This is a genomic window from Streptomyces albus subsp. albus, assembly GCF_000725885.1.
Taxonomy (GTDB): domain Bacteria; phylum Actinomycetota; class Actinomycetes; order Streptomycetales; family Streptomycetaceae; genus Streptomyces; species Streptomyces albus.
In genome coordinates this window covers 138,356-151,886 of record NZ_JODR01000022.1, presented here as the reverse complement: position 1 = coordinate 151,886, position 13,531 = coordinate 138,356, and the positions used below count along the sequence as shown (strand labels likewise).

The following is a 13,531-nucleotide window of genomic DNA, read 5'->3' as shown; positions in this document are numbered from 1 at the left end:
TCCGCCGCAGGTCCGGGAGGCCCCGCCATGAACAACTCGTCGCCCCGCCACGTCGCCGCGCTGGAGGGGGTCAGCGTCCGCCGCACGACCTCGGACCAGCTCATCCTCGACGGCATCGACTGGTCGGTGCGGGCCGGCGAGCACTGGGCTCTCCTGGGGGCCAACGGGGCGGGCAAGACGACACTGCTGAAACTGATCGGCGCCGTGATGCACCCCACCACCGGCAGCGTGGAGGTGCTCGGCAACCGGCTGGGCCGGGTGGACGTGCGGGAGCTGCGCGCCCACATCGGTCACGTCTCCACCTCGCAGCGGGTGCCGCAGGACGCGACGGCGCACACGGTCGTCCTGACCGGTGCGACGGGTACGGTCCAGCCGCTGTGGCGCAAGTACGACGATGCGACACGGCAGTTGGCGAGCGAGCTGCTGTCCGAGCTGGGGTGCAAGGAGCTGGCCGACCGGCCCTTCGGGGTCTGCTCCGGCGGCCAGCGTGCCCGCATCCTGATCGCCCGCGCCCTGATGCCGTCCCCTTCCCTGCTCCTGCTGGACGAGCCCTTCAACGCCCTGGACCTGCCCTCCCGCGAGGACCTGATCGACGCGCTGCGCCGGCTGGCCGCGGACCGTCCCACGCTGGCGACCGTGACGGTGACCCACCACCTGGAGGAGCTGCCGCCGACCACCAGTCATGCCCTGCTGCTGCGCGAGGGCCGTGTCGGGGCGCAGGGGCCCGTCTCCGACGTGCTCACCGGCGAGCTGATGACGCAGTGCTTCGGCCGCCCCATCGAGGTGAGCCGGCAGGACGGCCGCTGGCTGGCCCGCTCGGGCACCCGGCGCTGACCTCCGCCCACCGGGCCGTACGCCGCGCCGGGCAGCGTGGCGTACGGCCCGGCGCACGCAGCCAGGTCCGCCACCGGGGCGCACGCCGGTCGGCCCGCACGCCCGTCGACCCGTGCGACCGTCGCCCCGCACGGCAGGCGGCCCGCGCGCACAGGTCAGCCCGCGTACAGGTCGGCCCGTGCGCCGGTCCTAAGTCCCGCGGCAGCCGTAACTCGGTCCTGGGCCTGTTTCCGCCCGTGGCGCCCCCTCGTAGCGTCCCGGTATGGACACCACGACGAAGGACGCGGGCAGCCCCGACACGTCCGGGACGCTGGACGAGGCGCTGGAGCGTCTCCACGCCAGCGGCCCCGAGCGTGAGGGCTGGCTCTCCAATCACGCGCCGATGGCCGTCGAAGCACTCGTGCGGCACGGTCAGGCCGCAGCCGTGCACCGCTGGATCGACGGCTATTCCGACAAACTGGAGGACATGCCCCGCCCGGACTCGCCCCTCACCGACGAGGACTGGCGGACGGCGCTGGGCGATCCTGGGCGGCTGGCGGACTGGACGCACTACTTCACCCGGCAGATGACCGAACGTCCCTGGCGGGATGTCCTGGCCCTGTGGTGGCCGCGTCTGCTGCCGGGGATCTCCGGTGCGGCCACCCATCCGGTGATCCGCACCGGCCATGCCGTGCGCGCCCTGCTCGTCGACGGCGGCGAGACCGAGGCGCGCCGCGCGGAGCTGGCCCACGCGCTGGGCTACTGGGCGGCGCGGCACAGCACGCTGCCGGACGGCCTCGAACCGCTGCCCGGGGCCGCCTCCGCGACGGACGGGTACGAGAGCGTGCCGCTCATCGCCGAGCAGAGCGGCGGCATCCGCGAGCGCCTGGGCCGCATCACCGCGCTCCCCCGCAGGCCCCGCACCACAGCCGCCGGTACACAGAACGGAAGCGGCACACACGACCCGGAGCAGGCCCGCGCCGACCTGGCGGAGATCGTACGGGTGGCCACCCACCGGTACGCCACCCATGCGCATGGCGAGCCGGTGATGCTGGTGCACGCGGCGACGGCGCCCAACGCCGTCCTGCGCGTCCTGCCGGCGCTGCCGCGCGAGCTGTGGGCCGCCAGTGCGGACGCGGCCTGGGCGGCGAGCGCCGCCGTCACGGCCGTCTACGCTCCCCGGCTGGCCCGTCCCGTTGCCTCCGGCGGCGGACTCGCCCCGCAGGAAGTCTTCGCCCGTGCGGCGGCGCACGGGGACGAACACGCGATCAAGTTCGCGGACACGGCCCTGGACGTGGCCGCCCGGCAGGGCGGTGAGGACCCGCAGGCCGTGGCGGCGGTCCTCCGGGCGACCGAACTGATCGAGCCCGGTATGTGACTCGGTGACACCGGCCCGCCCGGGGAGTGGGTTTGTGCGCCGGCGGTTCCACCGGCTCCGGAGCGCGGTGCCACCGTACCGAGCGGTCCGGCGGCCCCCGTCAGCCGATCTGTGCGGCGAACGCCGCGTAGGCCCTTTGATCGAAGAGTACGAACCTGGCCTCTTCGACCTCGGTGTCCGCCGCGCGTACCGTCTCGACGGCCACTCGGGCCGCCTCCTCCAGCGGCCAGCGGTAGGCGCCTGTGGAGATGGCCGGGAAGGCCACTGTCCGGGCACCCAACCGGTCGGCGACGCGCAGGGACTCGCGGTAGCAGGACGCGAGTGGTGCCGGGTCGCTGCCGGCGCCCTGGTGGACCGGACCCACGGTGTGGATGACCCAGCGGGCCGGCAGCCGTCCCGCCGTGGTGGCGACGGCCTGGCCGGTGGGGAGCCCGCGTCCGTACTGCGTGGCGCGCAGCTCGCGGCACTCGGCGAGGATGTCGGGGCCGCCCTTGCGGTGGATGGCACCGTCCACGCCTCCGCCGCCCAGCAGCGAGGAATTGGCCGCGTTCACAACAGCGTCGACGTCCTGTTCGGTGATGTCGCCCTGCACCAAGGTGATGTTCGTCGGCATGCGCCCCATCCTGACGCGCCCCGCACCGGTGTGCACACGAGATGCCCGCCGCGTGCCCCCTGGTGGGCACCGGCGGGTTCGTATTAGCTTGCCCCACCGCGCGGCTTGTCGTACCGCTCGGCTTGACGTACCGCCTCGCCCGCCTCGCGCCGTGCCCGGACGCTGGAAGGACGGTTCCTCATGGCCGCCATGCCCTCTCGCCGTTCGCTGATGGCCGGTGGTACCGCCGCCGCCCTCGCCTCCCCACTGCTCGGCCGGTCCGCCGCCGCGGCGCCGACGGCACCGCCCCCGGGTCCCGCTCCCGCCGACGCCCGTGCGGTGGGACGCGGAGTGACGCCGGGGGCCGATGCCGCCGCTGCGGACGGCTGGCGCCTCCTGCGGGGCCGGAAGGCCGGCGTCGTCAGCAACCCCACGGGCGTACTGCGCGACGCCCGCCATGTGGTCGATTCGATGGCCGCGCAGAAGGGCCTGGAGATCGTGGGCGTCTTCGGCCCAGAGCACGGTTTCCGGGGCAGCGCGCAGGCGGGCGAGTCCGAACCCGAGTTCCAGGACCCGCGCACGGGCCTCACCGTGTACGACGCCTATGGGGCGGACGCCGCGAAAATGGCCTCCCTCTTCCGCAAGGCAGGCGTGGACACCGTCGTCTTCGACATCCAGGACGTCGGGGTGCGCTTCTACACGTACATCTGGACGATGTACCACGCCATGGTGGCGGCGCGGGATGTGAAGGCCTCGTTCATCGTGCTGGACCGCCCCAACCCGATCGGACGCAGAGCCGACGGGCCGCTGCTGACGCCCGAGTTCGCCTCCGGAGTCGGCCTCAAACCGATCATCCAGCAGCACGGCATGACGGTCGGGGAGCTGGCCCGGTACTTCAACGGAGAACTGCTGCCGGGCGAGGGCGCCGGCGGAAGGGTGGATCTGGAGGTCGTACGGGTACGCGGCTGGTCCCCGGACGCGACGGCCCAGCAGACGGGACTCCCCTGGGTGCCGCCGTCCCCCAACATGCCGACGCCCGACACGGCCACCGTCTACGCGGGCACCGGGTACTTCGAGGGGACGAACCTGTCGGAGGGGCGGGGCACCACCCAGCCGTTCCAGTTCGTCGGGGCGCCCTTCCTCGACCACCACTACAGCGACCGGCTCAACGCCCTGCGGCTGCCCGGCGTCCGCTTCCGTGAGGGCTATTTCGTCCCGACCTTCAGCAAGCACCAGGGCAAGACCTGCGCCGGCGTCCAGCTGCTGGTGACCGATCCGAGGCGCTACGAGGCGGTGCCGACGGCGGTGGCCATGCTGCGGGAGGCCATGCGGTACGAGGGCTTCGCCTGGCGGAAGGACGCGGACACCGAACGGCCGTACTGGATCGACAAGCTGTCGGGCTCCCCCCGGCTGCGGGAGATGCTCGACGCGGGTGCCGCGCTGCGGGAGATCACCGACGCCTGGCGCGATGAGGTACGCGCCTTCGAACGCACCCGGAGGCAGTACCTGCTCTACCGGTGACGGGGCGTCCCCGCAGCCGTCCGGCCGGCCGGTTCGGTCCGTCGGGCGGCCCGGTGGTGACACCGCGCGTTCCGTGCCGCCAACCGGGCGGCTGCGGCCGTACGCTCCCCTCATGCCCGCACGTTTCAAGGACCTCGCGCTCGACGCCGTCGATCATCAGGCACTCGCCGACTGGTGGTGCCGGGCACTGGGCTACGCCCGGCGCCAGCCCCCGGCCGGCTCCCCGGAACGGCCCCGCACCTGGCCGGTGCCCATCTACGACCCGAACGGATCGGGTCCGCTCATCTGGATCAACCCGGTAGACGAGCCCAAAAGAAGCAAGAACCGGATGCATCTGGATGTCTATGGGGACGCCCGGGAGCTGGTGTCGATGGGCGCCACACTGGTGCGTTCCCGCGACGAGGAGATCGAGTGGGATGTCCTCAGCGATCCCGAGGGCAACGAGTTCTGCGTGTTCGTCCCGCCGAAACCCAAGCCCCAGCCGACGCGCCGCTAGACGCCCTCCGCCCGGTCGGTTCCGGACACAACCGTGCCGTGCCCGGCCGCGGCGGATCCGCGGTCGGGCACGGCGTGGGTGCGCCTTCCTCGTCAGTTCCTCCGCGCGCTGAGCAGCAGGTTGATCGGCGGATGGATGCCGCCGTCCGGGATGCCGCGGAGGGGCTCCCAGGACACGTCCTGGAAGCCGGAGGCCGTGAGCGCCTCCTCAAGGGTCCCCCGACGCCAGTACCGGGCCGGCAGCGTGGTCGGCGGGGTGGTCGGAATGGTCAGATGGTAGGTGTCGCCGTCGGCCGGGTCGTCGGGGCGCGAGACCACGAGTCCGTTCATCTGCGCGCTTCCCGGAGGGAGTGCGGGGTTGGCGACGTAGGCCAGAAGCCGTCCTCCACTCTTGAGGTTGGCGTACGTGCGCTCGCACATCCGGGCGAGAGTGGCCGTACTGTCCGCGTAGTGGAGCACGGCGACGGCCACGACGACATCGAAAGAACCGAGCACCGGCATTTCCGCGATGTCGTGCACCGCGTATTCGGCGCCCACGGGATCCTTTCTCTCCAATTCCCGCGCCACCTCGATCATGGCCGGTGAGGAGTCCACGCCCAGCGTCCGGCCGGCGCCCCGCTGCCTGAGCAGACGGGCGTACGCCCCCGTGCCGCAGCCGGCGTCGAGCACCGAAAGTCCCTCGGCCGGACCGAGCGCCTCCAGGAACGAGGGAAGTTCCACCAGGTGGCGATAGGTGCTGAAGACGCGTTCGACTGCGAGATAGCTCTCCGCGATCCTGTCGTACTCGATCACGTCATGCTCCTGGGGCACTGGTCATCTCCCGCTCTCGGGGGTTCCGGTCGGTGGGCCGCACGACGATGAAGCCTTGCTGAGGGTGCCTGGTGGCTTCTTCCCGGCCCCGGTAGACCGCTTCCACGACCGGCATCAGCTTGTGGTAGCAGGTCACCGAGGAGCGGGCGCCCACGATCTGAGGGGTGTTCAAGAGAAAGGGGAATTCGGCGCGGATGTACGCCATTCCTGCTTTGAACACCGCCGAATCGGCGTCCAGATCCTCGGGTTTTCCGGCGCCTTCCCCCAGAAGGGCGGCCACCTGTTCCCGGCACGCCTGCATGAGGTAGGTGTCCTGCGCCAGCAGCCGGTCGATCGCCGGCTGGACCGCGGTGTAACCGGCCAGCGAAGTGCATTCGGATAACGAGCGGACCGTGATGGCGGCAGAGGAACCTGCCGCGTTCTCCACGGCCCGGCGTATTCTCCGGCGCAGATCTTTCAGCCGGGACCTGGCGTGTTTCGCCGCCTGAGCCGGTGAGCTGCCTTGCGCTTCGAGCATGGTGTCGATGTGCGTATCGACGTAGAGGACATCGACACGGTCGAACCGCGACTGAGCCCAGTGGAGGAGCGTACTCATGCGCTCGGCGCTGAAATAGGAGTTCCCCGCGCTGACCCCGATCAGCAGATGGTCGCCGTGCTCGAAGATGCGCCGGCAGGACCGGGTGACGGGATGCACCTCGAAAGGCTCCGCGGAATCCTCTTCGAGGAAGAGACGGCCATCGGGGGCGCGGGCCGCTTCGCCCTCCGGACGCCCGGGCCCCTGCTCCTGCCCCGCGTCGCCGAAGGAACAGCGGCGGTTCACTCCTGGTGGCCCGTGGAAGCGGAGATCAGCTCCGAATCCTTCAGCGCGGTGATCAGGCTCCCGCACACCTCGTCGAGGAATCCCGGAAGGTCCCGGTATTCCATCGGGCCGCACATGCAGTCGTCCAGGCGGGCGCGGACGGCGGAGAGCCGCTCGTCATGGAGTCCCGCCTGCTCGACCAGCGTGAGGACCCTGCGTCCCGCGTCCAGGCAGCGCAGCGGTCCGTAGGCCTGCGGCTCCTCCAGAAGGCCCCTGCCGCAGCTGAGCAGGTAGGCCGCCAGGAGCACCAACTCCTCAGCCACGGGTCGCGTCGTGGTTTCCCCAGAACTCATAGCTGATCACCTCGCTTCGGTCGCGGCGGGGCGGCGACGCCAGGGGGCGCGCCGGATATCCGATGGGTACGAGGAGCAGCGGCTCCACGTGCTTGGGCAGTTCCAGCAGCGCCTGCACGGATTCCCGCCGGAAGCTGGCGACCGGGCAACCGCCGAGCCCCATGGAATGTGCGGCGAGGAGAAGGTTCTCCACGGCCATTGCCACACACAGCAGTCCCTCGTCCCAGAACGTTCCGTCATTCTTGACGGCGCGGGAACGGTCGAAACAGGCCGCGACGATCAGCGGCGGTGGCTGAATGATGCCCGGTGCGAAGGCCCGGAGGAGTTTCAGATTGCGGGGGTTCTGGATGGCGACGAATGCCCACGCCTGGAGATTTCCGCCGGTCGGAGCGGCCAGCATGGCATCCAGTAACTCTTCGACCGATTCACGTGCGACCGGACGTTCCGCGTAGTCCCTGACCACGCTTCTCGTGCGCATCGTGCGAATAAAATCGGGTGAACGACTGGTGGACGTCAAGTGAACCTCCTGAAAACGGAGAGCTTCTTCTTTTCTGTCCTGACTTTCGCCAGAGGGAACTCTGACAGTCCCCTTGTATGACAGTCACCAGCGCCCGGCCGCAGATCCCCCGCTCTCAGTAGGTTCTCAGTAATGCGATTACCGTATTCGGACCATGGCGGCGGCCTCTCCCGTCGCTCAGGCACCACAAATGGCACGCCGTCCGTGCATGCCGGTGCGTCCGTCCACCAGGGAAAAGCGCGTGGCGGACGGCGGAACGGCGCGGCCTCAGCCGACCGCCACGTCGGCCGTCCCGCCTCCGGGAGAGAGTTCCGCGCCGCCCTTCGCCCTGTGCTCGGGACGCATCGGCTCACGGCCGGCTCCCCCGTCCTCGGCGCCGGTGCGGACCACCTCCAGTGCGCCGCCGCCTGACGCGGTCTCGCTGTCACGCCGCACCAGAGCGGCGTACTTCCCGCCGGCCGCCAGAAGTTCCTCATGGGTGCCGCGTTCGGCGATCCGGCCGCCGTCCAGGACGACGATCTGGTCGGCGTCCCGGATGGTGGAGAGGCGGTGCGCGATGGTGAGGGTCGTGCGGCCGGCGGACAGCGCGTCGATGGCCTCCTGGACGGCGCGTTCGGTGCGCGTGTCGAGCGCACTGGTGGCCTCGTCCAGGATCAGCACCGGTGGGTCCCGCAGGATGGTGCGCGCCAGGGCCAGACGCTGCTTCTCCCCTCCCGAGAAACGGTAGCCGCGCTCCCCCACGAGCGTGTCGTAACCGTCGGGCAGGGCGGCGATGTGGTCGTGGATCTGCGCGGCCCGCGCCGCTGCGCGCAGTTCACCGTCGGTGGCGTCCGGCTTGGCGAAGCGCAGGTTCTCGGCGACGGTGGCGTGGAAGAGATACGTCTCCTGGGAGACCACGCCCACCGCCTGGGAGAGGGTCGCGAAGGAGAGTTCCCGCACGTCCACACCGTCGAGGGTGACCCTGCCGCCGGTCACGTCGTAGAGGCGGGGCACCAGATAGCTCAGGGTGCTCTTGCCAGAACCCGTGGCGCCGACGATGGCGAGGCTGCTGCCGGCCGGGACGCTTAGGTCGATACCGCGCAGGGTGAGCCGCCGGCGCTCTCCGGCCGGGCCGTTCCGGTCCGCGGCCTCGGCCCTGCCGCTGCCGGACTGAGCGCCGGTCCGGCCGCTTCCGTCGCTCCGGTCGTGTCCGTCGCCCTGGTCGTGCCCGTCGATCCGGTCGTAGGAGAAGTCGACGTTCTCGAAACGGACCTCCCCCCGCACCGTCTGCAGGGTGACGGGCCGCTGCGGTTCGGTGATGGTGACCGGCAGATCGAGGTATTCGAAGATGCGCTGGAAGAGCGCCATGGAGGTCTGCATCTCCACACCGGTCGTCAGCAGGGAGACGGTCGGCCGCAACAGGCCCTGCTGGAGGGTGACGAAGGCGACGAGGGTGCCGATGGAGAAGGCCGGGCCGCCGAACTGCGTGAGCATGCCGGCCGTCCAGTAGAGCAGCGCGGGGATGGCCGCCATGACGATGCCGATGGTGGCCATGCGCCAGCGCCCGGCCATGCTGGAGCGCACTTCGAGGCCGACGAGCCGTTCGGACTCGTCGGCGAAGTTCCTGGTGAGCGAGTCGGACCTGCCCATGGTGCGGCCGAGCAGGATGCCGCTGACCGACAGGGACTCGGTGACGAGGGCGGACATCGAGGCCATCTGCTTCTGCCGCTCGGTGGTGATGCGCTTGCGCTCGCGCCCCACCCGGCGGCTCACCCACACGAAGAAGGGCAGCAGCGCCAGCGACGCGAGGGTCAGCCGCCAGTCGAGAGCCAGCATGGCCACCACGGTCGCCACGACGCTGGTGAGGTTGGAGACGAGCGAGGTGGCCGTCGAGGTGACGGTGGCCTGCATGCCGCCGATGTCGTTGGCGATACGGGACTGGACCTCGCCGGTCCTGGTCCGGGTGAAGAAGGCCAGCGGCATCCGCTGGAGCTTGGCGTACACGCCGGTGCGCAGGTCGTGCATGACCCGCTGGCCGACCGTCGTGCTGATCAGCGTCTGGAGCACGCCGAAGACGCTGGTCATGACGGCGGTGGCGATCATCCCCAGGGCGAGCAGGGACAGCAGACCGGTGCGCTGCCGGGGAATGGCCACATCGAGGATCTCGCGCAGCAGGAAGGGCGAGGCGACGGAGACCAGCGAGGAGGCGGCCACCAAGAGCCCGACCAGGGCCAGACGCCCGCGGTAGGGGCGGAACAGGCGCAGGATGCGGCGTACCTGCGCGGGCTGTTCGGGGCTCAGCGGGTCCTTCGGTGACGGCGTCCAGCCGGGCGCTGCATGGTGCAAGGGGCTCCCTCGGGGTCGGATGCGGCTGTGTAGTCCGGGTGGGACGGAAGACCTGGCGGTGGCCTGGCGCGGAGCACTGGCGGTACCACAGGGGCGAATCCTCGTGGCCTCGCCGAGGCGCGCAGCCTGTGCCAGGTCCTCCGGATCGTCTTCCGGACTCCCAGGCTCCCGGAGCATAGTTCATTGTTACCTATACTCACAATGAACTATGTCCTGCTAATCTGCACCCATGGCCCACCACCCCGTCGACGAGTCCGCCTCCGACCTGGCCGACCGGCTGCTGCGGCTGACGAAACGGATCAACCACGCCCACCGGCAGAACCTCGCCCCTCTGGGAGTCACACCGGCCCAGGGCAGGATGCTGCGTACGGTCGCCCACAGTGCCCGGCCGCCCCGTATGGCGGACCTCGCCGAACGCCTCGGCGTCGTCCCCCGCCAGGTCACCAGCCTCGTCGACGCGCTGGAGGAGCGCGGGCTGGTCCGCCGTGCCCCCGACGCCGCCAATCGCCGGGTGACCCGCATCGAGCTGACGGACGGCGGCGTCCGGGCGCTCACCGAGCTGCGGCAGGCCCGCAGGAGCGCGACGGAGGAGCTGCTGGCCCCGTTGACACCGGGGCAGCGCGACGAGCTCAGCCGCCTGCTGGCGCTGCTGGACGGCCACCACCCGAACCACCACGCTCCCGGTCCCACGAGGCACTCCGGGAACAACCCCCGGACGGACACCGGCTCAGGCGCGGGCGCGGACACAGGCGTCGGCTCCTGATCCGGCACCGGCACCGAGCGCGGGGGCGACGCACGGGGTGAGCCGCAGCACCCGGTGCGAGCGTGTGACGAGCGTTTCCGGGCCGGGACGACCCCCGCCTTGGCTGTCGGTGGCCGGAACTAGCATGAATCGCACATCCGCGCCCCACCCGTCTCTGCGCCCAGGAGATGCCATGCCGCTGCTCGAACCCAAGCCCGGAGCACTGCGCCCCCGCACCGGCGCCGGCCACTCCCCCGCCGCCGACCGGGTTCCGGAGGACCGCGCGCAGGGCACCCCGCAGCCCCTGCGGAGCGACCTGGAGCGCCTTCTGGGTGCGGACAAGGTGCTCTCCAAGGTCTCCGATCTGGTGCGGTACGCCTCCGACGCCAGCCCCTACCGCTTCGTCCCCAAGGTCGTGGTGCTCGCGGAGGACGTGTCAGACGTCGCCGCGGTCCTTAGCTACGCCCGCGAGAAGAGACGCGACGTCGTCTTCCGTGCGGCCGGCACCTCGCTGAACGGACAGGCACAGGGCGAGGACATCCTGGTCGACGTACGGCGCCACTGGGCGGGCGTCGAGGTGCTCGACGAGGGCAGGCGGGCACGGATCCGGCCGGGCACGACCGTCTTCCGTGCGAACGCGGCGCTGGCCCCGCACGGGCGTCTGCTGGGCCCCGACCCGGCGAGTGCCATCGCGTGCACGGTCGGCGGTGTCGTCGCCAACAACGCCTCCGGCATGACGGCCGGTACCACCCGGAACTCCTACCGCACGGTGGCCTCCCTCACCTGCGTCCTGCCGAGCGGCACGGTGGTGGACACCGGGGACCCGGCGGCCGATGAGAAGCTGGCCCGCGACGAACCCGCGCTGTGCGAGGGGCTGCTCGCCCTCAAGGCGGAGATCGAGGCCGATCCCGCACTCGTGGCGCGGATCCGGGCCAAGTACGAACTGAAGAACACCAACGGCTACCGGCTGGACGCCTTCTTGGACGGCGCGACGCCGGTGGAGATCCTGCGCGGACTGATGGTCGGCTCCCAGGGGACGCTCGGCTTCCTGGCCGAGGTCGTCTTCGACACCCTCCCGCTGCACCGGCGCACCTCCACGGGGATGTTCTTCTTCCCCACGCTGTCGGCCGCCGCCGCGGCCGTGCCACGCTTCAACGAGGCCGGGGCGATGTCCGTCGAGCTCATGGACGGCAACACCCTGCGGGCCTCGGTGAGCGTGGCCGGAGTGCCGCAGGACTGGGCGGATCTCCCGAAGGAGACCACGGCGCTGCTCGTTGAGTTCCGTTCGCCCGACGAGGCCGCCCAGGAGGAGCACGAGCGCGCGGCGCGCGAGGTGCTGGCCGGGCTGGAGCTGGTCGCGCCCGTGCCGTCCGTCACCAACGAACTGACCCGGGACGCCAAAACCATCTCCTTCTACTGGAAGGCGCGCAAGGCGTTCGTCACGGCGGTCGGCGGTTCCCGCCCCTCGGGCACGACGCTGATCACCGAGGACTTCGCCGTACCGCCCTCGCGTCTGGCGGAGGCCTGCGAGGCGCTGCTGGAGCTCCAGGAGAAGCACGGTTTCGACGCCGCCGTCGCGGGTCACGCCGCTCACGGCAATCTGCACTTCCTGCTGGCCTTCGACGCGGCCGATACGGACGACGTGTCACGCTACGCCGCCTTCATGGACGAGTTCTGCCGGATGACCGTCGAACGCTTCGACGGCTCCCTCAAGGCCGAGCACGCCACCGGGCGGAACATCGCGCCCTTCCTGGAACTGGAGTGGGGCACCCGGGCCACCGACCTGATGTGGCGCATCAAGCGGCTGCTGGACCCGACCGGCGTGCTGGCCCCCCGCGTCCTGCTGGACCGTGACCCGCGCGCGCACCTGCGCGGCCTCAAGTCCATCCCGGGTGTCGAGGCGATCGCCGACCCGTGCATCGAGTGCGGCTTCTGCGAGCCGACCTGCCCGAGCGAGGACCTGACCACCACACCGCGCCAGCGGATCGTGCTGCGCCGGGAGATGCTGCGCCAGCCCCCCGGGTCCCTGGTGGGTGAGAACCTGCTCGCCAGCTACGGCTACGACGCGGTGGACACCTGTGCGGGTGACTCCACCTGCAAGCTGGACTGCCCCGTCGGCATCGACACCGGCGCGCTGATGAAGACCTTCCGCCACGCGCGGCACAGCGCCCGGGAGGAGCGCACCGCGGAACGGGCCGCCCGCCACTTCGCACAGGTGGAACGCTCCGCACGGCTGGCTGTCGCCGCGGCCGACCAGTTGCGCCGGCGTGTCCGCGGCCGGACCGGCGATCTGGGCGACCGGCTGCTCGGCGCCGTGACCGGCACGGCACGCAAGGCCGTCCGGCCGGATCTGGTGCCCGAGTGGCTGCCGGAGATCCCGGCCCCCGCCGCCAAACGGCTCCCGGCCACGAACCGGCAGGCGGCCTCCGCCGTGTACTACCCGGCATGTGTCAACCGCATCTTCGGCGACCCGGACGGCTACCAGGGCCTGTCGCTGCCGGAGGCCATGGTCGTCGTCTCGGCCCGCGCCGGCCGCCCGGTGTGGATCCCCGAGGACGTGACGGGCACCTGCTGCGCCACCATCTGGCACTCCAAGGGCTACGAGGCGGGCAACAGGCTGATGGCCAACCGGATGGTGGAGGCCGCCTGGCGGTGGACCGACGGCGGTGAGCTGCCGCTCGTGGTGGACGCCTCCTCCTGCACCCTGGGCATCGCCGAGGATGTCGTGCCCTACCTCACCCCCGCCAACCGCAAGCTCCACGAGCGGCTGACGATCCACGACTCCCTCGTCTGGGCCGCACACGAGCTGCTGCCCCGGCTGTCGGTGGAGAACCGTGTCGCCTCCGCCGTTCTCCACCCCACCTGCTCGATGCGGCACCTGGGTGACGAGGGCGAGCTGCGCCAGGTCGCCGAGGCGTGCGCGGAGGAAGTCGTGGTGCCGCTCGACGCCGGATGCTGCGCCTTCGCGGGCGACCGCGGGCTGCTGCACGAGGAGCTGACCGCCTCGGCGACGGCGCGGGAGGCAGCGCAGGTGACGGAGCGCGAATACGACACCTATCTGTCGGCGAACCGCACGTGCGAGATCGGGCTGGACCACGCGACGGGCAACCGGGGGTACCACTCGGCGATCCAGGAGCTGGAAAAGGCCACCCGGCCGCGCTGACGGGGCCCACGGCGCATGCCGCG

At 71.2% G+C, this 13,531-nt stretch carries 12 protein-coding genes; 6 read left to right on the top strand and 6 right to left on the bottom strand.

From position 1 onward, the window contains the following. The first annotated feature begins 27 nt into the window (after window positions 1-27). A complete protein-coding gene (locus IO40_RS0124955) occupies window positions 28-834 on the top strand; it encodes an ABC transporter ATP-binding protein (RefSeq protein ID WP_031176172.1) in 807 nt (268 codons plus the stop codon). Between the two features lie 262 nt (window positions 835-1,096). Further along, window positions 1,097-2,191, top strand: a complete 1,095-nt coding sequence (locus IO40_RS0124950) for a questin oxidase family protein (RefSeq protein WP_031176171.1) — start codon at window positions 1,097-1,099, stop codon at window positions 2,189-2,191. A gap of 100 nt (window positions 2,192-2,291) precedes the next feature. Here IO40_RS0124950 and IO40_RS0124945 read toward each other — a convergent pair whose 3' ends face one another. Continuing rightward, complete coding sequence (locus tag IO40_RS0124945) at window positions 2,292-2,804, bottom strand: O-acetyl-ADP-ribose deacetylase (RefSeq protein WP_031176170.1); 513 nt, start codon at window positions 2,802-2,804, stop codon at window positions 2,292-2,294. A 180-nt stretch (window positions 2,805-2,984) separates the two neighbouring features. Between IO40_RS0124945 and IO40_RS0124940 the strand changes: the two genes are divergently transcribed. Continuing rightward, window positions 2,985-4,304: an exo-beta-N-acetylmuramidase NamZ family protein gene (locus IO40_RS0124940; RefSeq protein ID WP_031176169.1), complete on the top strand. Its 1,320-nt coding sequence runs from the start codon at window positions 2,985-2,987 to the stop codon at window positions 4,302-4,304. Between the two features lie 112 nt (window positions 4,305-4,416). Further along, the gene (locus IO40_RS0124935) at window positions 4,417-4,800 is read left to right on the top strand and encodes a VOC family protein (protein ID WP_016471400.1); all 384 of its coding nucleotides are present in this window, start codon (window positions 4,417-4,419) and stop codon (window positions 4,798-4,800) included. A 92-nt stretch (window positions 4,801-4,892) separates the two neighbouring features. Here IO40_RS0124935 and IO40_RS0124930 read toward each other — a convergent pair whose 3' ends face one another. The 5 genes from IO40_RS0124930 to IO40_RS0124910 form a co-directional block, all read right to left on the bottom strand. Further along, window positions 4,893-5,591 carry a class I SAM-dependent methyltransferase gene (locus IO40_RS0124930; protein ID WP_031176168.1) on the bottom strand — a complete coding sequence of 233 codons (699 nt, stop codon included), beginning with the start codon at window positions 5,589-5,591 and terminating at the stop codon, window positions 4,893-4,895. 1 nt (window position 5,592) lies between these two features. Continuing rightward, complete coding sequence (locus IO40_RS0124925; RefSeq protein ID WP_041968578.1) at window positions 5,593-6,303, bottom strand: tRNA-dependent cyclodipeptide synthase; 711 nt, start codon at window positions 6,301-6,303, stop codon at window positions 5,593-5,595. A 122-nt stretch (window positions 6,304-6,425) separates the two neighbouring features. Beyond that, window positions 6,426-6,731, bottom strand: coding sequence for a DUF6092 family protein (locus IO40_RS0124920; protein WP_225842730.1), 306 nt, complete (start codon window positions 6,729-6,731; stop codon window positions 6,426-6,428). Continuing rightward, a complete protein-coding gene (locus tag IO40_RS0124915; protein WP_033229616.1) occupies window positions 6,724-7,278 on the bottom strand; it encodes a nitroreductase family protein in 555 nt (184 codons plus the stop codon). Before IO40_RS0124915 ends, IO40_RS0124920 begins: the two co-directional genes overlap by 8 nt. A 267-nt stretch (window positions 7,279-7,545) precedes the next feature. Beyond that, window positions 7,546-9,603 (bottom strand): ABC transporter ATP-binding protein, encoded by a 2,058-nt coding sequence (locus tag IO40_RS0124910; RefSeq protein WP_033229617.1) that lies wholly within the window; start codon window positions 9,601-9,603, stop codon window positions 7,546-7,548. Between the two features lie 229 nt (window positions 9,604-9,832). On the opposite strand from IO40_RS0124910, the gene IO40_RS34040 reads away from it, so the two are divergent. Beyond that, window positions 9,833-10,366, top strand: a complete 534-nt coding sequence (locus IO40_RS34040; protein ID WP_016471394.1) for a MarR family winged helix-turn-helix transcriptional regulator — start codon at window positions 9,833-9,835, stop codon at window positions 10,364-10,366. 172 nt (window positions 10,367-10,538) lie between these two features. Further along, a complete protein-coding gene (locus IO40_RS0124900; RefSeq protein WP_016471392.1) occupies window positions 10,539-13,508 on the top strand; it encodes an FAD-binding and (Fe-S)-binding domain-containing protein in 2,970 nt (989 codons plus the stop codon). Window positions 13,509-13,531 lie beyond the last annotated feature (23 nt).